General features: G+C 66.3%; 17 protein-coding genes. 7 read left to right on the top strand and 10 right to left on the bottom strand.

What is annotated here, in order from left to right; translation table 11 throughout:
* The first annotated feature begins 87 nt into the window (after positions 1-87).
* Complete coding sequence (gene lysM, locus WCE05_RS04130; RefSeq protein ID WP_225786630.1) at positions 88-528, top strand: peptidoglycan-binding protein LysM; 441 nt, start codon at positions 88-90, stop codon at positions 526-528.
* 134 nt (positions 529-662) lie between these two features.
* On the opposite strand, the gene yrfG is transcribed toward lysM, so the two are convergent.
* Entirely contained in the window at positions 663-1325 is a 663-nt protein-coding gene (yrfG, locus tag WCE05_RS04125; RefSeq protein WP_368815486.1) for a GMP/IMP nucleotidase, read from the bottom strand.
* A gap of 64 nt (positions 1326-1389) precedes the next feature.
* Here yrfG and nudE point away from each other — a divergent pair, with 64 nt between their 5' ends.
* Positions 1390-1956 (top strand): ADP compounds hydrolase NudE, encoded by a 567-nt coding sequence (gene nudE / locus WCE05_RS04120; RefSeq protein WP_225786628.1) that lies wholly within the window; start codon positions 1390-1392, stop codon positions 1954-1956.
* A complete protein-coding gene (cysQ, locus tag WCE05_RS04115; protein ID WP_225786627.1) occupies positions 1953-2780 on the top strand; it encodes a 3'(2'),5'-bisphosphate nucleotidase CysQ in 828 nt (275 codons plus the stop codon). Before nudE ends, cysQ begins: the two co-directional genes overlap by 4 nt.
* Here cysQ and WCE05_RS04110 read toward each other — a convergent pair.
* The 7 genes from WCE05_RS04110 to rfbB are packed head-to-tail and all read right to left on the bottom strand — an operon-like array spanning position 2769 to position 9830.
* Complete coding sequence (locus WCE05_RS04110; RefSeq protein ID WP_225786626.1) at positions 2769-3224, bottom strand: YiiD C-terminal domain-containing protein; 456 nt, start codon at positions 3222-3224, stop codon at positions 2769-2771. The two genes, cysQ and WCE05_RS04110, sit on opposite strands and share 12 nt — an antisense overlap.
* A complete protein-coding gene (locus WCE05_RS04105; protein ID WP_253080284.1) occupies positions 3221-4630 on the bottom strand; it encodes a sigma-54 dependent transcriptional regulator in 1410 nt (469 codons plus the stop codon). Before WCE05_RS04105 ends, WCE05_RS04110 begins: the two co-directional genes overlap by 4 nt.
* Positions 4627-6441 (bottom strand): ATP-binding protein, encoded by a 1815-nt coding sequence (locus tag WCE05_RS04100; protein WP_225786624.1) that lies wholly within the window; start codon positions 6439-6441, stop codon positions 4627-4629. Before WCE05_RS04100 ends, WCE05_RS04105 begins: the two co-directional genes overlap by 4 nt.
* A 35-nt stretch (positions 6442-6476) precedes the next feature.
* On the bottom strand, positions 6477-7337 hold the full coding sequence (gene rfbD / locus WCE05_RS04095) for a dTDP-4-dehydrorhamnose reductase (RefSeq protein WP_253080283.1): 861 nt from the start codon (positions 7335-7337) through the stop codon (positions 6477-6479).
* The gene (gene rfbC / locus WCE05_RS04090; RefSeq protein WP_253090681.1) at positions 7334-7879 is read right to left on the bottom strand and encodes a dTDP-4-dehydrorhamnose 3,5-epimerase; all 546 of its coding nucleotides are present in this window, start codon (positions 7877-7879) and stop codon (positions 7334-7336) included. The genes rfbD and rfbC overlap by 4 nt, the downstream gene beginning before the upstream one ends.
* Positions 7876-8751 carry a glucose-1-phosphate thymidylyltransferase RfbA gene (gene rfbA, locus WCE05_RS04085; protein WP_368815485.1) on the bottom strand — a complete coding sequence of 292 codons (876 nt, stop codon included), beginning with the start codon at positions 8749-8751 and terminating at the stop codon, positions 7876-7878. The genes rfbC and rfbA overlap by 4 nt, the downstream gene beginning before the upstream one ends.
* A complete protein-coding gene (rfbB, locus tag WCE05_RS04080; RefSeq protein ID WP_225786620.1) occupies positions 8748-9830 on the bottom strand; it encodes a dTDP-glucose 4,6-dehydratase in 1083 nt (360 codons plus the stop codon). Before rfbB ends, rfbA begins: the two co-directional genes overlap by 4 nt.
* 190 nt (positions 9831-10020) lie before the next feature.
* On the opposite strand from rfbB, the gene WCE05_RS04075 reads away from it, so the two are divergent.
* The 3 genes from WCE05_RS04075 (at position 10021) to WCE05_RS04065 (ending at position 14700) form a co-directional block, all read left to right on the top strand.
* Entirely contained in the window at positions 10021-12921 is a 2901-nt protein-coding gene (locus WCE05_RS04075; protein WP_368815484.1) for an aminotransferase, read from the top strand.
* A gap of 300 nt (positions 12922-13221) precedes the next feature.
* Positions 13222-14331: an agmatine deiminase gene (gene aguA / locus WCE05_RS04070; RefSeq protein ID WP_368815483.1), complete on the top strand. Its 1110-nt coding sequence runs from the start codon at positions 13222-13224 to the stop codon at positions 14329-14331.
* A gap of 171 nt (positions 14332-14502) precedes the next feature.
* A complete protein-coding gene (locus WCE05_RS04065) occupies positions 14503-14700 on the top strand; it encodes a hypothetical protein (protein ID WP_368815516.1) in 198 nt (65 codons plus the stop codon).
* Between the two features lie 77 nt (positions 14701-14777).
* Here WCE05_RS04065 and WCE05_RS04060 read toward each other — a convergent pair whose 3' ends face one another.
* Entirely contained in the window at positions 14778-16862 is a 2085-nt protein-coding gene (locus WCE05_RS04060; protein ID WP_225786617.1) for a TonB-dependent siderophore receptor, read from the bottom strand.
* 552 nt (positions 16863-17414) lie between these two features.
* Here WCE05_RS04060 and WCE05_RS04055 point away from each other — a divergent pair.
* Positions 17415-18704, top strand: coding sequence for an OprD family porin (locus WCE05_RS04055; protein ID WP_225786616.1), 1290 nt, complete (start codon positions 17415-17417; stop codon positions 18702-18704).
* A gap of 30 nt (positions 18705-18734) precedes the next feature.
* Here the strand turns inward: WCE05_RS04055 and WCE05_RS04050 are convergent, their stop codons facing one another.
* Positions 18735-20405 (bottom strand): FMN-binding glutamate synthase family protein, encoded by a 1671-nt coding sequence (locus WCE05_RS04050; RefSeq protein WP_368815482.1) that lies wholly within the window; start codon positions 20403-20405, stop codon positions 18735-18737.
* Positions 20406-20569 lie beyond the last annotated feature (164 nt).

The raw sequence follows: 20569 nt of genomic DNA, 5'->3' as shown, positions 1-20569 counted from the left end.
AAGCGCGTCGATGGGGCGCCGGGCAGCGGGGTGGACGATCCTGGCCTAGACTCCTGCTTCCGAGTATTCATCATCAAGGAGAGCGACATGAGCCTGTTCAGTTTCGTGAAGGAAGCCGGAGAGAAGTTGATCGACCTGCTGACCCCCGGCAACGCCAATGCCGAGGAGCAGCTCAAGAAGCACGTCGAGAGCGTTGGCTTGGGCAACCCGAATATCTCTGCCACGGTGGAGGGCGACAAGGTCATCCTCAAGGGCGAGGTCGCCAGCCAGGAGGAAAAGGAGAAGCTCATCCTCGCCGCCGGCAATATCGATGGCGTGGCCACGGTCGAAGACCAGATCACCGTCACCGGGCCGGTGGCTCAGGCGGCGCGTTTCGTCACGGTGAAGAAGGGGGATACCCTCAGTGCCATCGCCAAGGCCGAGTACGGCGATGCCAACCAGTACAACAAGATCTTCGAGGCCAACAAGCCGATGCTCAAGCATCCGGACAAGATCTATCCGGGGCAGGTGTTGCGCATTCCTGAGTGATACGGCGTTGGGGGCCGTGCCGGCCTGTTCGCGGCGGTTCGGTGCCCCGACAAGCCTGCCTCCCCAGGTTCTGGGTCAAGTGGCATTGGGGCTGCGTTGCAGCCCATCGCCCCCAGAAAGCCTTGGGGCAGTTTTCAAAGGCCTACCAGCAACGCCCGATAATCCTCGACCGCCGCGAACTCCTGGGTATCCCTCGGCTCGCCGCGACTGTCCGGCTGGCGCACCGCCAGCAGATGCCCGACCCCGAACCGCCGCGCACTGCGCAGGATCGCCAGCGTGTCGTCGATGAACAGGCTGCGCCCCGGCTCGAAGCCGATGTCCGCCCGCAGCGCATCCCAGAACTGGCCGTTCTCCTTGGGGTAGCCGTAGTCATGCGAGCTGATCAGCCGCTCGAAGTACGGTGCCAGTTCCACCCGCTCCAGCTTCAGCGACAGCGAGTCGCGATGGGCATTGGTGATCAGCACCACGCGCTTGCCGGCCCGGCGCAGGGCGGCGAGGAAGGTGTCGGCGTCCGGGCGCAGGGCGATCAGGTCGGCGATCTCCTGCTTGAGCTCACGGATCGGCAAGCGCAGCTCGCGGCTCCAGAAATCCAGGCAGTACCAGTTCAGGGTGCCGGCGTTGCGCTCGAACAGCGGCTGCAGCTCCATTTCCGCCATGGCCCGGCTCACGCCATGCAGCTCGGCGTAGCGCTGGGGCAGGTGTTCCAGCCAGAAGCGGTTGTCGTAATGCAGGTCGAGCAGGGTGCCATCCATGTCCAGCAGGACGGTATCGATGGCGGACCAGGGAAGAACGGGCATGGGAAATTCTCGATCAGTCGGCAAGCCACGGTATAGTAACCCGTTCACGCCAAGGAGCCGCCCCATGCGCCAGAAACCCACCGTCCTCAGCCGCGAGATCGTCGCCAGCAGCCGCCTGTTCCGGGTCGAAGCCGTACAGTTGCGCTTCGCCAACGGCACCGAGCGGACCTACGAGCGCCTGGTCGGGCGCGGCAATGGCTACGGTGCGGTGATGGTGGTGGCCATGCTCGACGCCGAGCATGCAGTGTTGGTGGAGGAATACTGCGGCGGCACCGACGAATACGAGTTGTCCCTGCCCAAGGGCCTGATCGAGCCGGGCGAGGACGTGCTGGCAGCGGCCAACCGCGAACTCAAGGAAGAAGCCGGCTTCGGTGCGCGCCAGTTGGAGCACCTGACCGAACTCTCCCTGTCGCCTGGCTACATGAGCCAGAAGATCCAGGTGGTGCTGGCCACCGACCTCTACGAGGAGCGCCTGGAAGGCGACGAGCCCGAGCCGATGCGGGTCGACAAGGTCAGCCTGCGTGAACTGTCGGCCCTGGCCATGCACCCGCAGTTCTCCGAAGGCCGTGCCCTGGCGGCGCTGTACCTGGCTCGCGACCTGCTGGCCCAGCGGGGGCTGCTCGAGGTATGAACGACCAACAGCTGATGCACGAGGTGGCCAGGCTGGCAGGCCTGGCCGGCAAGGCCATCTTGCCGTTCTGGCGTGCTGGCGTCGCGGTGACCACCAAGGCCGACGACTCGCCGGTGACCGCCGCCGACCTGGCCGCCCACCGGGTCATCGTCGAGGGCTTGCAAGCCCTGGCGCCGCAGATCCCGGTGCTGTCCGAGGAGGACTGCGACATCCCCCTGGCCGAGCGCCAGGCCTGGCAGCGCTGGTGGCTGGTGGACCCGCTGGACGGCACCAAGGAGTTCATCGCCGGCAGCGAGGAATTCACCGTCAACATCGCCTTGATCGAGGCCGGCGAGGTGGTGTTCGGCGTGGTCGCCATGCCGACCAACGGGCGCTGTTATTTCGGCGGTCGCCGCTTGGGTGCCTGGCGCGCCGAAGCGGGGGCGCAGGCCGAGCCGATCCAGGTGCGCAGCGCCCCACCTGCCGGGGGGCGCTTCACCGTGGTCGCCAGCCGGCGCCACTCCAGCCCGCAGCAGGAAGCCCTGCTGGCCGGCCTGGGCAGCGCCGTGGGTGAACTGGCGCTGGCCAATATCGGCAGTTCGCTGAAGTTCTGCCTGTTGGCCGAAGGCGCCGCCGATTGCTACCCGCGCCTGGCGCCGACCTCCCAGTGGGACACCGCCGCTGCCCAGGGCGTGCTCGAAGGCGCCGGCGGCGAGGTGATCGGCCTGGATGGCCAACCGTTCCTCTATCCGCCGCGCGAATCGCTGCTCAACCCATTCTTCCTGGCCTTGCCCGGCGCCGCCGACTGGCGCCAGGCGCTGCTGCAACTCGCCTCAGCGATGTAGCACGTACTGCCCGCTGAAGGTCACGGCGGGCGCGTCGCTGCCGGTATTGCTGACCACGGTGTCCAAGGTCAGGCGTGCCCGGCCGCGGCGCTGGTACAGCGCCACGAAGCGTTCCCAGGTCTTGTCGTCCGGCGCCTCGCAGCGCGCCACGGCGGTGCCTGTGACCGGTAGCGGGTAGTTGATCCGGCCCTCCTGGATGACGATATGACCATCGTCGATGCCCAGTTCGCGCAGGCGCAGGTGCAGCCAGCCCCAGCCCACCAGCACCGCGGCGCAGTACAGGCTGCCGCCGAACATGGTGCTCTTGTGGTTGACGTTGGCGGCCAGGGGTAGTTGCAGGCGCAGGCATTGCTGTTGCCAGTCGATGACCTCCAGGCCCATCTGCCGGGTCAGGGGAATGTCGCTGTGCAGTACGGATTGCAGATACTGGCTGTCGGTGGTCATGGGCGGTTGTCCTCCTGGTCGTCGTGCCCGCTGCTGCTGCCTTCGAAACTCAGGCCGTGCTTGCGCAGCTTGTCGTGCAGGGTCTTGCGTGGGATGCCGAGGGCCTCGGCGAGGCTGCGCATGGAGCTGTGTGGCTGGGCCAGCTCGGCGGCGATCAACGAACGCTCGAACTGCTCGACCTGTTCGCTGAGGTTGCCGCCGGGCACCGGCGCCGGTGCACTGGGGCTGGCCGGCGCCTGGCCGTCGAGGGCCAGCTCCAGGCCCAGGGCGAAGCGCTCGGCAGCGTTCTGCAGCTCGCGCACGTTACCCGGCCAGTCATGGCGCAGGAGCATGACCCGCTGGGCCGGTTGCAGGCTATTGGGCGAAAGGCCATGGCGCTGGCTGGCCGCGTCGGCGAAGTGCTGGAACAGCACCAGGATGTCGTCGCCGCGCTCGCGCAGCGGCGGGATGCGCAGCGGCGCCACGTTCAGGCGGTAGTACAGGTCGGCGCGGAAGCGCCCCTGGTCGGCGGCCTGGCGCAGGTCTTCCTTGGTCGCGGCGATGACGCGGATGTCCAGAGGGATCTGCTGGTTGCCGCCCAGGCGTTCCACCACCCGCTCTTGCAGCAGGCGCAACAGCTTGACCTGCACGTCCAGGCTCATGCTCTCGATCTCGTCGAGGAACAGGGTCCCGCCATTGGCGAACTCGAACTTGCCGATGCGCCGTTTCTGCGCACCGGTGAAGGCCCCCGGCTCATGGCCGAACAGCTCGCTCTCGACCACCGACTCGGCCAGGGCCCCGGCGTTGATCGCCACGAACGGGCCGTCGCGGCGGCTGGACAGGTCGTGCAGGGCGCGCGCCACCACCTCCTTGCCGGCGCCGGTCTCGCCGAGGATCAGCACATCGGCGCGGGTGCCGGCCAGGGCGCCGATCTGTTCGCGCAGGCGTTGCATGGCCGGCGACTGGCCGACCAGACGCGCGGCCAGTTGCTGACGGTCGCTCAGGGCCAGGCGCAGGCTGCGGTTGTCCAGCACCAGGCGGCGCAGGGCCAGGGCACGGCGCACGCTGTCGAGCAGGGCATCGCTGGCGAAGGGTTTTTCCAGGAAATCGTAGGCCCCGGCGCGCATGGCCTGCACCGCCAGGGGCACGTCGCCGTGGCCGGTGATCAGCAGCACCGGCAGCTCGTTGTCGCGGCCCTGTACTTGCTCCAGCAGTTGCAGGCCGTCGATGCCCGGCATGCGGATATCGCTGACCACCACGCCAGGCCAGTCGGCCTCGATGCGCTCGGCCAGGCCATGGGCGTCGGGCAGGGAGACGACCTTGAGCCCGGCCAGGTCCAGGGTCTGGCTCAGGGCCTGGCGCAGGTGCGGGTCGTCGTCCACCAGGATGACCTGGGCGCGGCTGTCGATCAGTGTCTCGGGGCTCATGCCGAGGGGTCCTCCGAAGGTTGCAGGTTGGCGCCGGGCTTGGCCACGCGCAGTTGCAGGGTCAGCAGGGCACCCCCTTCGGGGTGGTTGCCCAGCAGCAGCTCACCGCCGAGGGCGTGCATCAGGCTTTCGCAGATGGCCAGGCCCAGCCCCAGGCCCTGGGTCCGGGTCTTGGTGGTGAAGAACGGCTCCTTGGCATGTTCCAGGGCCTGGCGGCTGAAGCCAGGGCCATTGTCGCGGATGTACAGGTAGACGTAGCCGTCGCGCTTTTCGGCACTGAGCCACAGCTTGCGCGGGTTGGCCTTCTCGGTCAGCGCGTCGAGGGCGTTGGCCAGCAGGTTGCCGAGTACCTGGCGCAGGCGCGTCTCGCCTGCCTGGACCCACAGCGTGGCATCGGGCAGGTCGCGGACCAGCTCCACGGCCATGGCGCGGCGGCGTTTGGCCAGCAGCGCCAGGGCGTCGTCCAGCGCCGGCTGCAGGGCCACGCTCTCCGGAGCATGCTGGTCGCGGCGGGCGAAGGCGCGCAGGTGGGCGATGATCGAAGCCATGCGCCCGGTCAGTTCGCCGATCAGCTTGAGGTTGCCGCGGGCGTCCTCGGTGCGCTCGTGGTCGAGGAGGATTTCGGCGTTCTCGGCGTAGCTGCGGATCGCCGCCAGCGGTTGATTGAGCTCATGGCTGATGCTCGCCGACATGGTGCCGAGCACCGACAGCTTGCCGGCCTGGACCAGCTCGTCCTGGGCGCGCACCAGCTCCTGCTGGGCCTGCTCGCGTTCCAGCACTTCCGTTTTCAGGCGGGCGTTCAGCCCTTCGAGGTCGGCGGTGCGCTCCATCACGCGCTTTTCCAGCTCCTGGCGCCCGCGCGCCTCGAAGCCGATGCGGTCGATGTAGTGGCGCCGCCGCTGCATCACCAGGCCGGCCAGCAGCATCAGTACCAGCAGGGTGCCAGCGCCGATGGCCATGACCGTCTGCACCGAGCGATCCACCAGCATGCGGGGGGCGAGGATACTGACCTTCCAGCCGGTTTCCTGGATGTCGCGGCTCTGCACCAGCCAGGCCGAGGGGTTGAGGTTGAGCGGCTGCGGGGCCTGGGTCGGGTAGGGCTGGATGGCGATCATCGCCTCGCGCTCGGCCTCGGTCAGCTCGCGGGTGGCACGGAAACGCCAGTCGGGGCGAGAGGTCAGCACCACCACGCCGTTCTGGTCGGTGAGCAGCAATTGTTCAGGGGTACGCCCCCACAAGGTCTCGGTGTGGTCCAGGTCGACCTTGACCACCAGCACGCCGACCACCCGCTCGCGCTCGTGCACGGCCGCGGCGAAGAAATACCCCCGCTTGCCCGAGGTGGTGCCTTGGCCGAAGAAACGCCCCAGGCGCCCCTCCATGGCTTCGATGAAGTAGGGACGGAAGGCGAAGTTGCGACCGACGAAGCTGTCGTGCTTGTCCCAGTTGGAGGCGGCCAGGGTATTGCCGCTGATATCCATCAGGTACATCACCTCGGCGCCGGTCTGCTCGACGATGCTCTTGAGCAGGCGGTTGGCGTTGGTCACCGCCTCGGTCTTGAACGGGTCGGCCAGCACCCCGCGCAGGGCCGGCAGGTCGCCGAGAATCTGCGGCAGGGTCTCGTAGCGGTGCAGGGTGCCGAGCAGGTTGGCGACGTAGAGGTCGAGGGTCTGGCGGTTCTGCGAGGCCAGTTCGTCCTGGTAGTAGCGTTCGGCAAGATGGTGCAGTGGCCAGAGCAGCGGGGCCAGGCACAGGGCCAGCAGGGCAAGGCTGCGCCAGCGTGGGCGGCGGGGAGGCGTGGAAATCGAAGTCATGGTGATGCGCCAGAAGGATCTGGCGCAATTATGCGCTACTTGAGGCAGTCGATCAGCGCCTGGCGCCAGTGCGGCTGGCTGACCTGCCATTCACGGGCAAGGTGCGAGCAGTCCAGGCGCGAATTGCGTGGGCGGCGTGCCGGGGTCGGGTATTCGCTCGAAGGGATCGGCAGCAGCTCGGCGCAGGGTAGCCCCTGGGCGCGCAGGTGTTCGCCGATGGCCTGGGCGAAGCCGAACCAGGAGGTCTCGCCCTGGGCGGTCAGGTGGTAGGTGCCCCAGGCGCCGGGCTGGCCGGCCTGCCAGCGCTCGATGAGGGCGCGGGTGCTGGCGGCGATGGTGGCGGTCCAGGTCGGTGCGCCGATCTGGTCGTCCACCACGCGCAATTGCGGCCGCTCCTGCAGCAGGCGCTGCATGGTCAGCAGGAAGTTGCGCCCGTGCAGCGAGTAGACCCAACTGGTGCGCAGGATCAGGTGCTCGCCCACGACCGCGGCGATGGCCTGCTCACCGGCCAGCTTGCTGCACCCATAGACACTCAATGGATGGGGCGTGTCCTGTTCGGTGTAGGGGCTGGGCTTGCTGCCATCGAAGACGTAGTCGGTGGAGTAGTGGATCAACGGCACGCCCAGGCGCGCGGCTTCCTCGGCCAGTACCCGTGGGCCTTCGGCGTTGATGGCGAAAGCCCGTTGCGCGTCCTGTTCGGCCTGGTCCACTGCCGTATAGGCCGCGGCGTTGACGATCAGGTCGGGGGCGAGCTGGCGTAGCGGTTCGCGCAGCGCCTCGGGGTGGGCCAGATCGAGTTGCTCGCGGCCGAGCAGGTGCAGTTCGCCCAAGCCCGCCAGTGCGCCTTGCAGCGCCTGGGCGAGCTGGCCGTTGCGGCCGCACACGAGGATCTTCATGGAAACAGCTGCGCCTCGGCCAGCGATACGCCGGCCTGGTCCTTGGCCGACAGCTGCGGCGGGCCTGGCACGGCCCAGTCGATGGCCAGGTCCGGGTCGTCCCAGCGGATGCAACGCTCGGCGGCGGGGTTGTAGTAGTCGGTGGTCTTGTACAGGAACTCGGCCGATTCGCTCAGGACCACGAAGCCATGGGCGAACCCCGGCGGGATCCACAGTTGGCGATGGTTGTCGGCCGACAGGCGCACCGCCACCCAGCGGCCAAAGGTCGGCGAGCTGCGGCGGATGTCCACTGCCACGTCCAGCACCTCGCCCTGGACCACGCGGACCAGCTTGCCCTGGGGGTTCTGTACCTGGTAGTGCAGGCCGCGCAGTACGCCGTGCTGGGAGCGGGAGTGATTGTCCTGGACGAAGTCGACGGTGACGCCGGTCTGCGCCGCGAATGCACGGGCATTGAAGCTTTCGAAGAAGAACCCCCGGCTGTCGCCGAACACCTTGGGCTCGATGATCAGCACGTCGGGGATCTGCGTGGCGATGACGTTCATGGGTACTCTTCCGCCAGCTTGCCCAGGTACTGGCCATAGCCGGTCTTCTTCAGTTCATGGGCCTTGGCCAGCAGTTGCTCGCGGCTGATCCAGCCCTTCTGGAAGGCGATTTCCTCGAGGCAGGCTACCTTCAGGCCCTGGCGATGCTCGATGGTCTGCACGTACTGCGAGGCCTCCAGCAGGCTGTCGTGGGTACCGGTGTCGAGCCAGGCGAAGCCACGACCGAACCGCTCCACGCGCAGGTCGCCACGCTTGAGGTAGGCGTTGGTGACATCGGTGATCTCCAGTTCGCCTCGGGCTGACGGGCGGATGCCCTTGGCGATCTCGATCACATCGTTGTCGTAGAAGTACAGGCCGGTCACGGCATAGCTGGAGCGGGGCGCGATGGGTTTTTCCTCGATGGACAGGGCGCGGCCCTGGTCGTCGAACTCGACCACGCCGAAACGCTCCGGGTCCTTGACCCAATAGCCGAACACCGTGGCGCCGGAAGGTTGGTTCACCGCGCGCAGCAACTGCTCGCTGAAGCCCTGGCCGTGGAAGATGTTGTCGCCGAGGATCAGGCACACCGGGTCGTTGCCGATGAACTGCTCGCCGATCAGGAAGGCCTGGGCCAGGCCGTCGGGCGAGGGCTGCTCGGCGTAGCTCAGGGCGATGCCGAACTGGCTGCCGTCGCCGAACAGCTGGCGGTACTGCGGCAGGTCCTGGGGCGTGGAGATCAGCAGGATGTCGCGGATGCCCGCGAGCATCAGCACCGAGATCGGGTAGTAGATCATCGGTTTGTCGTAGATCGGCAGCAGCTGCTTGGAGACGCCGAGGGTGATGGGGTGCAGGCGGGTGCCGGAGCCGCCTGCCAGGACGATGCCCTTGGTCATGCGATCAGGTCCTTGAAGTCGGTATTGCCCAGGCGCTCGCCCTGGTAGCTGCCATCTTGGACGTGCTGGCACCATTGGCGGTTGTCCAGGTACCACTGCACGGTCTTGCGCAGGCCGCTGTCGAAGGTTTCTTGCGGCACCCAGCCCAGCTCCCGCTCGATCTTGCCGGCGTCGATGGCGTAGCGCAGGTCATGGCCGGGGCGGTCCTGGACGAAGGTGATCAGGTCGGCGTAGTGGGTGACGCCGGCTGGGCGCTGGGGCGCCAGCTCTTCGAGCAGGGCGCAGATGGCGCGTACCACGTCGATGTTCTTCTGCTCGTTGTGGCCGCCGATGTTGTAGGTCTCGCCGACCTGTCCTTCGCTCACGACCTTGAGCAGGGCGCGGGCATGGTCCTCGACGAACAACCAGTCACGCACCTGCTGGCCATCGCCATACACCGGCAACGGCTTACCGGCCAGGGCATTGAGGATCATCAGCGGGATTAGCTTCTCGGGGAAGTGGAACGGGCCGTAGTTGTTCGAGCAGTTGCTGATCAGCACCGGCAGGCCGTAGGTGCGATGCCAGGCACGGACCAGGTGGTCGGAGGCTGCCTTGCTGGCCGAGTAGGGCGAGCTGGGCGCGTAGGGCGTGGACTCGGTGAAGAGGTCGTCGGCGCCATGCAGGTCGCCATAGACCTCGTCGGTGGAAATGTGGTGGAAGCGCAGCGCGCTGCGCTGTTCGGCCGGCAGCCGGCTCCACCAGGCGCGCGTGGCCTCCAGCAGGGCATAGGTGCCGACGATGTTGGTCTGGATGAACGCCGCCGGGCCGTCGATGGAGCGATCCACGTGGGACTCGGCCGCCAGGTGCATGATCGCCTGGGGTTCGAAGCGCGCCAGCAAGGCGCTGACGGTGGCCTGGTCGGCGATGTCGGCCTGGACGAACTCGTAGCGGGTATTCGTGGCGATGCTGCGCAGGGACTCGAGGTTGCCGGCGTAGGTGAGCTTGTCGAGGTTCAGCACCTCATGCTCGGTGTGGTCGATCAAGTGGCGGATCAGGGCCGAGCCGATGAAGCCGGCGCCACCCGTGACGAGAATGCGCATCTCAAACTGCCTCTGGAAAAGCGGGTTCAGGTCCCCTGGAAACACTAGCTTGGCGGCTCGGGGGCCGGGTTACAAGCGATGCCGTCGAGCCTTTGCCGGCCTTGACCGATCGACATAGTCATCGCCTGCCTCTTGTATATCGGCAGCAGCGGTGGCGATATAAGCGACAAAAAAACGAGGTACCTTTTCCATGCCCCTCAGCACCCTGATCCAGCGTTCCAGCCAGCCCAGCCCCTCGCTCGGCGAAGCCCAGGCCCACGCCCTGCTGCGGGCGCACTACGACCTGGAAGGGGCCTTGCACCCCCTGGGCAGCCAGCAGGACCTGAACCTGTGCCTGGACAGCGCCGAGGGCCGCTTCGTGCTCAAGGCCTGCCACGGCAGCTATGCCGAGGTGGAGCTGCAGGCCCAGCATGCAGCGCTGGCCTACCTGCGCGCGCAGGGGCTGCCGGTGCCGGCGGTACGCCAGGCCCGCGACGGCCAGGACCTGCTGACGCTGGACATCGACGGCCAGCCGCTGCGGGCGCGCCTGCTCGACTACCTCGACGGCCAGCCACTGACCCGCCTCAAGCACATGGCGCCGCGCCTGATGGCCGAGCTGGGCGGCTTGTGCGCTCGAGTCGACAAGGCCTTGGCAGGCTTCGATCACCCAGGCCTGGAGCGCACCCTGCAGTGGGATCCACGCCATGCACAGGCGCTGATCGGGCACCTGCTGCCAGCCTTGCAGGACGACAGGCGGCGTGCGCAAGTCGAGCAGGTCACCCGTCTTGCCGTCGAGCGCCTGCAGCCCCTGGCAGGGGCGCTGCCGAGCCAGGCCGTGCACCTGGATATCACCGACGACAACACCGTCTGGGCCCGCGACGCCGAACGCCAATGGCAGTTGCAGGGCGTGATCGACTTCGGCGACCTGTTGCGCACCTGGCGCATCGCTGACCTGTCCGTCACCTGCGCGGCCCTGCTGCACCACGCCGAAGGCGATCCGCTGCGCATCCTGCCGGCGGTCAGTGCCTACCAGGCCATCAACCCCTTGCAGGAAGCCGAGCTGCGTGCGCTGTGGCCGCTGGTGCTGATGCGTGCCGCAGTCCTGGTGCTCAGCAGCGAAGAGCAATTGCGTGTGGAGCCCGGCAACCAGTACATCCGCGACAACATCCCCCACGAATGGGAGATCTTCGATACCGCCTGCAGCCTGCCCTTCGCCTTGATGGAGGCGGCGATCCTGCAGGCTGGCGGGCACGCCCTGGCACCACTGGCACTGGATGGGTGCGTGCCGTTGCTGCCGGCCCTGGCCGGGCAGGCCGTGGCACGGCTCGACCTGGGCGTGCTCAGCCCGCACTGCGAGGCGGGCAACTGGGAGCAACCCGGCTTCGACCAGCGCCTGCTGGCTGCGCAAGCCACCCCGGCCTGCACCCTGCACGGCCAGTACCGGCTGTCGCAGACCCATGTCGATCGCCCCCAGGAGCCGGCCACCTGCGCCCTGGGCGTGGAGCTGAACGTGCCGCCTGGCAGCGTGCTGCAGGCACCAGAAGCGGGCACCTGGCAACGTGATGGCGATGGCCGGGGCTGCCTGCGCACCTCGCACTGGAGCCTGTGGCTGAAGGGGTTGGAAGAGGCGCCGGCGGATGGCCAGGCCCTGGCCAAAGGGCAAGTGCTGGGAACCACCTGCGGCTTCCTGGGCGTCCAACTGTGCCGCGACGACGGCCAGCAGCCCCCGTTCTTCGCCATGCCCTCGCAGGCCCAGGCGTGGCTGGCCCTGTGCCCCTCGCCACGGCCCCTGCTCGGCTTCGATTGCGACGCCGAACCGCTGGTCGACCCGCAAGCCCTGCTGGCCCGCCGCGAGGCCAGCTTCGCCCGTTCGCAGAAGCACTACTATGCGCAGCCACCGCATATCGAGCGGGGTTGGCGCAACTACCTGGTCGACATGCAGGGCCGCTCCTATCTGGACATGCTCAACAACGTCGCCGTGCTCGGCCATGGCCACCCGCGCATGGCGGCCGAGTCGGCCCGGCAGTGGTCGCGGGTCAACACCAACTCGCGCTTTCACTACGCGGCCATCGCCGAGTTTTCCGAGCGCCTGCTGGCGCTGGCGCCAGAGGGCTTCGACCGGGTGTTCCTGGTCAACAGCGGCACCGAAGCCAACGACCTGGCCATCCGCCTGGCCTGGGCCTACAGCGGCGGGCGCGACCTGCTCAGCGTGCTGGAGGCCTACCACGGCTGGTCGGTGGCCACCGATGCCATCTCCACGTCCATCGCCGATAACCCCCAGGCCCTGGAGACCCGGCCAGACTGGGTGCACCCGGTGGAAGCGCCCAATACCTTCCGGGGCCGTTACCGTGGCCCGGACAGCGCCGCCGGCTACCTGCGCGATGTCGAGGCCAAGCTCGCCGACCTCGACGCGCGCGGCCGGCAGTTGGCCGGCTTCATCTGCGAGCCGGTGTACGGCAATGCCGGCGGCATCGCGCTGCCCCAGGGCTACCTGCGCCAGGTCTATGCCAAGGTGCGCGCGCGTGGCGGGGTGTGCATCGCCGACGAGGTGCAGGTGGGCTACGGCCGCCTGGGCGAATACTTCTGGGGCTTCGAGGAGCAGGGCGTGGTGCCGGACATCATCACCATGGCCAAGGGCATGGGCAACGGGCAGCCGCTGGGGGCGGTGATCACCCGGCGGGAGATCGCCGAGGCGCTGGAGGCCGAGGGCTACTTCTTCTCCTCGGCCGGCGGCAGCCCGGTCAGTTGCCGCATCGGCCTGGCGGTGCTGGACGTGATGCGCGACGAGGGCCTGTGGGACAACGCCCGCGAGGTGGGGCGGTATTTCAAGGCGCGGTTGCAAGCGCTTGTCGATAAACATCCACTTGCCGGCGCCGCCCATGGCTCGGGCTTCTACCTGGGGCTGGAGCTGGTGCGCGATCGCCAGACCCTGGAACCGGCCAGCGAGGAAACCAAAGTGCTGTGCGACCGGCTGCGCGACCTGGGGATCTTCATGCAGCCGACCGGCGACTACCTGAACATCCTCAAGATCAAGCCGCCGATGTGCACCACGCGGGAGAGCGTGGATTACTTCGTCGACAGCGTCGACCGGGTGCTGGGGGAGGATCTCTAGCGGCGGTAGGGCGCAGACGTTCAACTGCTGCCGGGGGCCGCGAAGCGGCCCCCAAATACCACCTGAGACGTCTCAGCCAGATTTTTATCGTTCTAGGCGGCAGCCTTATGTCGGTCAAGTCTGTCTTTTGGCTTTTAAAGTCGATATTTATCGGTTATAAATTTCGCCACGTCACCAACAGGAACCCGCCACGACCGCGGAAGGTGTGCTGGTGCATACTTTCGACCTGGATGGCCCGCTGGAATCCTGATCGATCAACGACCCGGCGCAACCGGCGCCGGGCCTTCGCAGAGGTTACCCATGAAAACCCTCAACACCACCCCGCGTGCCGACGGCTTCCACATGCCTGCCGAGTGGGCTGCGCAAACCCAGGTCTGGATGGTCTGGCCGGAGCGCCCGGACAACTGGCGCCTGGGCGGCAAGCCGGCGCAGGCCGCACACGTGACCCTGGCCAAGGCCATCGCCCGCTTCGAGCCGGTCACCGTGGCCGTCTCCGCCGGCCAGTACGAGAATGCCCGCCGTCAACTGGACCTGCCCAACATCCGCGTGGTGGAAATCAGCAGCGACGACGCCTGGGTGCGCGACACCGGCCCGACCTTCGTCATCAACGACCAGGGCGAAGTGCGTGGCGTGGACTGGGGCTTCAACGCCTGGGGTGGCTTCGAGGGCGGCCTGTACGCGCCCTGGAACCGCGACGAGGCGCTGGCGGCCAAGGTCCTGGAGATGGAGCGCTGCCAGCGCTACCACACCGAAGGTTTCGTGCTCGAAGGTGGCTCGATCCATGTGGATGGCGAAGGTACCCTGATCACCACCGAGGAATGCCTGCTCAACCGCAACCGCAACCCACACCTGAACCGCGAGCAGATCGAAGCGATCCTCCGTGAAAACCTGGCGGTGGAAACCATCGTCTGGCTGCCGGAAGGCCTGTACAACGACGAGACCGACGGCCACGTCGACAACTTCTGCTGTTACGTCAGCCCCGGCGAAGTGTTACTGGCCTGGACCGACGATTCCAACGACCCCAACTACGCGCGCTGCCACGCTGCCTACGACGTGCTGAAGAACAGCCGCGACGCCAAGGGCCGCGAGTTCGTGGTGCACAAGATGCCGATCCCGGGCCCACTGTATGCCACCGAAGAAGAGTGCGCCGGTGTCGACCAGGTGCTCGGCAGCCAGGAGCGCAACCCGTCGGTGCGCCTGGCCGGTTCGTACGTCAACTTCCTGATCGTCAACGGCGGGATCATCGCGCCGAGCTTCGACGACCCGGCCGATGCCCAGGCCCGGGCGATCCTGGCCAAGGTTTTCCCGGATCATGAAGTGGTGATGATCCCGGGCCGCGAACTGCTGCTCGGCGGTGGCAACATCCACTGCCTGACCCAGCAGCAACCGGCGCCGGTCAAGCGCGGTTGATGTCCAGGGGCCGTGAAGCGGCTCCTTTCTTTTCCTGGCGATGGCCGGTGGGGGGCATGGCACAGGATTTGTATTGTTTTTTCATTGTGTTTCATACAGTTAGGCCTACGCCGTTCTGTAACAATACCAACGTAAGTTAACCGCTCACGGCCCCAGGGAGTACGTGTGGAGATGAATGCAGCAAGTGAGTCGGTTTTGCCCCTCTCGGCAGTGAACCACCAATCGCTCAGGATCTTGACGCAGTGGTTGAAACAGCATGGAAGCCATCCGGTCAGGACGACCGACCCACGACGTCTGCTGGATGGGCGATACCCTCAAGGCCTGATCAGCGAAGCGGAGCTCGAGGCGCTGTTGGCTGACTGGCATTGACCCGGGCAGGAGCCCTGCAACGAAAAACGCCACCGCATGTCGCGGTGGCGTTTTTCGTTGCAGGGACTGCCACAGGGTCAGAAGCTGTAGGTCCCGGTGACCACCAGGCTGCGCGGCTCGCCCGGCTGGATCTGCGCCGCACTGGTCGCCGAGCTGTAGTAGGTCTTGTCGGTGATGTTGCTCAGCGCCGCACGCACATCCCAGTCATGGGTGCGGTAGCCGGCCAGGGCGTCCCAGCGTCCATAACCCGGCATCAGCGTGGTGTTCTGGTTGTCGGCATAGCGCTCGCCCACCAGGGTCAGGCCGGTCTCGGCGTACCAGCCCAGCTCCGGCTTCCAGGTGATGAACAGGCTGCCGTTACGCTTGGCCACGTTGTTGATGCGGTTGCCTTCCTGGCCGTTGTTGTCCTTGACGAGGGTCGCGTCCTGGATACCGATGCCGCCGCGTACATACCAGTTGCCAACGATGTTGCCGGTGGCGGTCAGCTCGATGCCGCGCGAGCGCTGCAGGCCGCTGAGCAGGGTGATGGTGGGGTCGTTCGGGTCGCGGGTGCGGCGGTTGTACAGCTCCAGTTCATAGAGGGCCAGGGTGGTGGTCAGGCGCTCGTCGAGCCAGTCGCTCTTGACGCCGATCTCTTTCTGCCGGGTGTGTTCCGGGCTGGTCTGGTTGGCATTGCCCGTCGCGCCCGGGGTGATGCCGATCAGCCCGCCACCGACCGGCGAGAAGGTCTTGCTCCAGGAGGCATAGAAGGAATGCTCGCGCCAGGGCGAATAGACCACGCCCAGGCGTGGGCTGGTGCTGGTGCTGTCCTGTTTCTCGGACAGGCCGTTCAGCCTGTTGGTGGTTTCCACCTCGAAGCGGTCGAAGCGCACGCCGGCGAGGATCTGCCACTGATCGTTCAGACGGATCTGGTCCTGCAGGTACAGGCCGCGGCTGTCGACCACGGTGTGGTTGTCGCTGGTCACCGTCATCGGCCCGTTGTGCTGCTGGCTGCGGTCGGGGTTGTCCAGGTCCACCCCTGGTACCGACGGGCCGGCGGAGCGCAGCAGCGGATCGCGGCGCTGGTTGCCGATCTCAACGCCGACCAGCAGCTTGTGTTCCAGGCCCCAGGTGGCGATGTCGCCTTCGGCTTCCAGGTTGTTGAACAGGTTGCGGGTGTTCAGGTCCTGCTGCCAGCGCTGGCGGGAGACCAGGTTGGTGCTGGGGGCGTAGCCGGTCAGGTAGGTATTGTCGAACTCACTGTCGAGCTTGAACAGGCCCAGGGTGTGGCGCAGTTGCCAGTTGTCGCTGAGCTGGTAGTTCAGCCGCGAACGCAGCGACTGGGCCTTGTCGTCGATGAAGTCGCGCTGGGTATCGCCGTAGGTGGTGTCGCGCCCGACATCCGCCGGGCGGCCGTCGACGCCAGGGATACCACGGTCCGGGGTACGGTTGTAGCGGCTGTACTCGTACTGCACCAGCCAGTTCAGCTCCGGGGTGAGTTGCCAGCTCATGGATGGGGCGAACAGCTGGCGGTTGCCGTCCACGCCGTCGCGGAAGCTGTTGCTGTCTTCGTTGCCCATGTTCAGGCGCAGGCTGAGGGTGTCGCTGGGGTCGGCGCTGAGGTCGGCATACAGGCTGCGCAGGTCTTCGCTGCCGCCACGGGCCTCGATGCTCGAGCGGCGGCCGTGCTCGGGTGCCTTGCTCACCCGGTTGACGATGCCGCCCTGGCTGCCACGGCCGTAGAGCACCGCTGCCGGGCCCTTGAGCACTTCGATCCGCTCGATGTTGTGCAGGTCGCGCACGTACTGGCTGTCGTCGCGGATGCCGTCCAGGTAGAAGTCGTTGCTGGCATCGAAGCCGCGGATACGCACGCTGTCGAAGCGGGTGTCGGCCCCGCTGCTGACGTTGGGGATGCCTTCGAGGGCCTTGCCCAGGGTATTGCTGCCGTAGTCCAGGAGGTTGTCGGTCTTCACCGTGTCGATGGCCTGGGGTACGTAGCGCACCGGCGTGGAGGTACGGGTCGCGGTGCTGACTTCCTTGACCCTGGGCGTGTCGCGCTCACGGTCGCTGTCGGCGGTGACCGACAGCTCCGGCAGGGTAGTGGTGGCGGCATTGGCCAGCCCGGCGCTGAACAGCAGCGACAGGCCCAGCGTCAGGGGTGACAGGCGGCAGGGAACAAGCATGGACACATCCGAAAGGGCGGTAGGTGAAAAATGGATGCGGATGATAATGCTTGTTATTTGCTCTTGCTCGGGTATTTGTAAGCCCTTGTCTTTACATATGTATCACTTTGTTTCTACGACTTTAGTCGTAGATGTTTCGTACTTATGGCGACTCGAATACCGGCCCGTCAAACGGGCGTCTTGGGGCCGCTTCGCGCCCCCGGGTCCCGAGCCATGCGGGTAACCCGGGAGTCTCCTTCCACCCACTGGCCGGGGCAGTTGCCGACAAGAGGCAAATTGCCCAGAAGCTGGAGGGATATGGCCACGAACACACCTGCCAAACGCATGATCTTGGTTATAACCACCTGCATTTCACGATTTTTTGACATGCCGAAGCACAGGCGGCTAGGATTCGGCCAACGCCTGCTGGCCATGACTTGGCCATGCTGCTGCGAGGCCCGCTGCTGGCGGGCCTTTTCAGTTCGGATCCGCATAGCGTCGAACCTACGAAGGGGCGTTGGTTCCTGGCGTCATATTGCAGAGCGTTTTTGATTAAGAAATAAGGAAAACAACATGTTGAAAACCAGGATCAGCCTGGTCGCACTGGCGATGATCGCCGCGACCCAGGCCCAGGCCAACGAACAGGCCGAAAGCAAGGGCTTCATCGAAGACAGCAGCGCCAGCGTCCTGCTGCGCAACGCCTACATCAACCGCGACAAGAAGCACGGCACCAACGACCAGATCGAGTGGGGCCAAGGCTTCATCGGCACCTTCTCGTCGGGCTTCACCCAGGGCACCGTGGGCGTGGGCGTCGATGCCTTCGGCCTCTACGCCATCCGCCTGGACGGTGGCAAGGGCCACAACGGTGGCGCGGGCGTCGACTTCTTCAAGCCGAGCGACACCGAGCCATCCAACTCGCCGCACAACCTGGCCCGTGCTGGCGCCGCCATCAAGTTCCGTGTCTCCAACACCGTGCTCAAGTACGGTGACCAGATGCCAGCGCTGCCCGTGCTGCAGTACGACGACGCGCGCCTGCTGCCGGAAAGCTTCACCGGCACCATGATCACCTCCAAGGAGATCAAGGGCCTGGAGCTCAACGCCGGTCGCTTCACCCAGGAAGCGCGCAAGAGCGCCGAAGGTCGCGACAGTGGCGGCCTGAAGTCGATCAACGTGTTCGGCGGCAGCTATCAGTTCACCGACAACTTCACCGGCTCCCTGTACACCTCCGATGTCGAGGACGTGCTGAAGAAGCACTACCTGGGCCTGAACTACGTCCACGCGATCGCCGACGACCAGTCCCTGACCCTGGACTTCAACGGCTACAAGACCAGCATCGACAGCAAGTACGAGCGTGAAGCTGGCCTGACCGGCGACTCCAACACCATCTGGAGCCTGGCAGCCACCTACGCCTTCGGCCCTCACTCGGTGACCATCGCCCACCAGCGCAGCACCGGCGACACCGGCTATAACTACGGCTGGTACCAGAACCGTGGCGGCGTGGGTGACGGTGGTTCGACCATCTACCTGGCCAACTCCTACTGGTCCGACTTCAACGCCGAGGACGAGCGCTCCTGGCAGATCGGCTACGGTCTGGACTTCGGCGCCTTCGGCGTACCTGGCCTGACCTACAAGCTCGCCTACGTGCGTGGCGACAACATCAACACCCACGGTTTCGGCGAGGGCAAGGAGCGCGAACTGTTCAACCAGATCCGCTACGTCGTCCAGGAAGGCCCGGCCAAGGACCTGTCGGTCAAGGTGCGTAGCTCCATCGTGCGTACCAACACCGCAGTCCGCCAGAACGGCTACAACGACGACGGCAACGAAGTCCGCGTATTCGTCGAGTACCCAATCAGCATCTTCTGATCCTGATTCGGCGTTACCAGCAGCCCCGGCCTATGCCGGGGCTGTTTCTTTCCGGGGCACCGTGGCCATCGGTACGACCGCCTCGGTGTCACTGACCTGGGGTGCGAAGCTGTCGCTGCGGGCCATTCGCCACATCCGTGCATAGAACTCGCTGTCGATCGAGCCGTTGAGCAATTCGCCCGGTTTGAGGAAGTGGTGCAACTGGGAGAACAGGCTGATCTCGCTGGGGCTGATGCGCCGCGCCAGGTGCTTGGGCTTGAGCGCCGAGGGGTGTTCCAGGCCGGCGGCGGCGAGCATTTCTGCCAGGGCATGCAGCGTGTTGCGATGGAAGCTGGCAACCCGTTCGGCTTTTTCCGGCACCACCAGCGCGCGCTGGCGCAGCGGGTCCTGGGTGGCCACGCCGGTCGGGCACTTGTTGGTATGGCAGCTCTGGGACTGGATACAGCCAATGGCGAACATGAAGCCACGGGCCGAGTTGACCCAGTCGGCGCCGAGGGCCAGCACGCTGGCGATATCGAAGGCGCTGACGAGCTTGCCCGCCGCCCCGATACGCACGCGATCCCGCAGGTTCAGCCCCACCAGGGTGTTGTGCACGAACAGCAACCCCTCGCGCATGGGCACGCCCATGTTGTCGCTGAATTCGCGAGGCGCCGCGCCGGTACCGCCTTCCTTGCCGTCGACGACGATGAAGTCCGGGGTGATGCCCGTGGCCAGCATGGCCTTGGCGATCCCCATGAACTCCCACGGATGGCCCAGGCAGAACTTGAAACCGACCGGTTTGCCGCCCGACAGCTCGCGCAGGCGGGCGATGAACTGCAACAGCTCCACCGGCGTGCGGAAGGCGCTGTGGGCTGCCGGCGAGATGCAGTCTTCACCGACCCGCACGCCACGGGTGGCGGCGATCTCCGGGCTGACCTTGTGCCCAGGCAGGATACCGCCATGGCCGGGCTTGGCGCCTTGGCTGAGCTTGATCTCGATCATCTTCACCTGCGCATCGCCAGCCTGTTCGGCGAAGCGCATCGGGTCGAAACGGCCATCTGCCGTCCGGCAGCCGAAGTAGCCGCTGCCGATCTCCCAGATCAGGTCACCGCCATGCGCACGGTGGTAGGGGCTGATGCTGCCTTCGCCAGTGTCGTGGGCGAAACGGCCCAGGCGTGCGCCCTTGTTCAGTGCGGCGATGGCATTGGCGCTGAGGGCACCGAAGCTCATGGCCGAGATGTTGAAGATCGAAGCGCAGTAGGGCTGTCGGCACTGCGGCCCGCCGATGTCGATGCGAAACGACGCCGGGTCGGGGGGCGCGACTGGCAGCATCGAATGGCTGATGAACTCGAAGCCCGGCTTGTAGGCATCGTTGAGCGTACCGAAGGCTTTCTCGGCACTCTCGTTCTTGGCCCGGGCATACACCAGCGAACGCTGCGAACGGGAGAACGGCAGCTTGTCGTCGTCGCCCTCGATCAGGTACTGGCGGATCTCCGGGCGGATGGTCTCGATCAGGTAGCGGATGTTGCCCAGGATCGGATAGTTGCGCCGTACCGCATGATGGCGTTGGCGCAGGTCGTTGAGGCCGACCAGGCTGAGCAGTGCGGTGACCAGGGTGACGGGCCAGAGCCAGGCGTGCTGGGCAAGGAAGGGAAGGCTGGCGAAGGTGAACAGCAGGCAGGTGGCCAGGCAGGCGTAGCGGGTGGGAAGCGTGTGTTTCATGGGCCCATCGCAGGCAGGATGACCCGCACTAGGATAGGCAAAGGGCGCCTGCGGAAAACCAGGGGTTTTGGTAAAAGACTCTTACCCGAGGTGTGGATTGTGCCGATGTGCAGCGCTGCGCTGTGCCGAAGCCAACCCGGCGTGCTCCTGGCTGCCCAGCGGCT

The sequence above is a fragment of the Pseudomonas sp. I2 genome, from assembly GCF_040984075.1.
Lineage (GTDB): Bacteria > Pseudomonadota > Gammaproteobacteria > Pseudomonadales > Pseudomonadaceae > Aquipseudomonas > Aquipseudomonas guariconensis_B.
Note: the sequence above shows the minus strand (reverse complement) of the source record. Positions and strands in the feature narration are given on the sequence as shown.

Excerpts from the sequence above, each read along its gene's own strand:
- lysM (WP_225786630.1), top strand. The coding sequence starts at position 88 with ATGAGCCTGTTCAGTTTCGTGAAGGAAGCCGGAGAGAAGTTGATCGAC.
- yrfG (WP_368815486.1), bottom strand. The coding sequence starts at position 1,325 with ATGCCCGTTCTTCCCTGGTCCGCCATCGATACCGTCCTGCTGGACATG.
- nudE (WP_225786628.1), top strand. The coding sequence starts at position 1,390 with ATGCGCCAGAAACCCACCGTCCTCAGCCGCGAGATCGTCGCCAGCAGC.
- cysQ (WP_225786627.1), top strand. The coding sequence starts at position 1,953 with ATGAACGACCAACAGCTGATGCACGAGGTGGCCAGGCTGGCAGGCCTG.
- WCE05_RS04110 (WP_225786626.1), bottom strand. The coding sequence starts at position 3,224 with ATGACCACCGACAGCCAGTATCTGCAATCCGTACTGCACAGCGACATT.
- WCE05_RS04105 (WP_253080284.1), bottom strand. The coding sequence starts at position 4,630 with ATGAGCCCCGAGACACTGATCGACAGCCGCGCCCAGGTCATCCTGGTG.
- WCE05_RS04100 (WP_225786624.1), bottom strand. The coding sequence starts at position 6,441 with ATGACTTCGATTTCCACGCCTCCCCGCCGCCCACGCTGGCGCAGCCTT.
- rfbD (WP_253080283.1), bottom strand. The coding sequence starts at position 7,337 with ATGAAGATCCTCGTGTGCGGCCGCAACGGCCAGCTCGCCCAGGCGCTG.
- rfbC (WP_253090681.1), bottom strand. The coding sequence starts at position 7,879 with ATGAACGTCATCGCCACGCAGATCCCCGACGTGCTGATCATCGAGCCC.
- rfbA (WP_368815485.1), bottom strand. The coding sequence starts at position 8,751 with ATGACCAAGGGCATCGTCCTGGCAGGCGGCTCCGGCACCCGCCTGCAC.
- rfbB (WP_225786620.1), bottom strand. The coding sequence starts at position 9,830 with ATGCGCATTCTCGTCACGGGTGGCGCCGGCTTCATCGGCTCGGCCCTG.
- WCE05_RS04075 (WP_368815484.1), top strand. The coding sequence starts at position 10,021 with ATGCCCCTCAGCACCCTGATCCAGCGTTCCAGCCAGCCCAGCCCCTCG.
- aguA (WP_368815483.1), top strand. The coding sequence starts at position 13,222 with ATGAAAACCCTCAACACCACCCCGCGTGCCGACGGCTTCCACATGCCT.
- WCE05_RS04065 (WP_368815516.1), top strand. The coding sequence starts at position 14,503 with ATGAATGCAGCAAGTGAGTCGGTTTTGCCCCTCTCGGCAGTGAACCAC.
- WCE05_RS04060 (WP_225786617.1), bottom strand. The coding sequence starts at position 16,862 with ATGCTTGTTCCCTGCCGCCTGTCACCCCTGACGCTGGGCCTGTCGCTG.
- WCE05_RS04055 (WP_225786616.1), top strand. The coding sequence starts at position 17,415 with ATGTTGAAAACCAGGATCAGCCTGGTCGCACTGGCGATGATCGCCGCG.
- WCE05_RS04050 (WP_368815482.1), bottom strand. The coding sequence starts at position 20,405 with ATGAAACACACGCTTCCCACCCGCTACGCCTGCCTGGCCACCTGCCTG.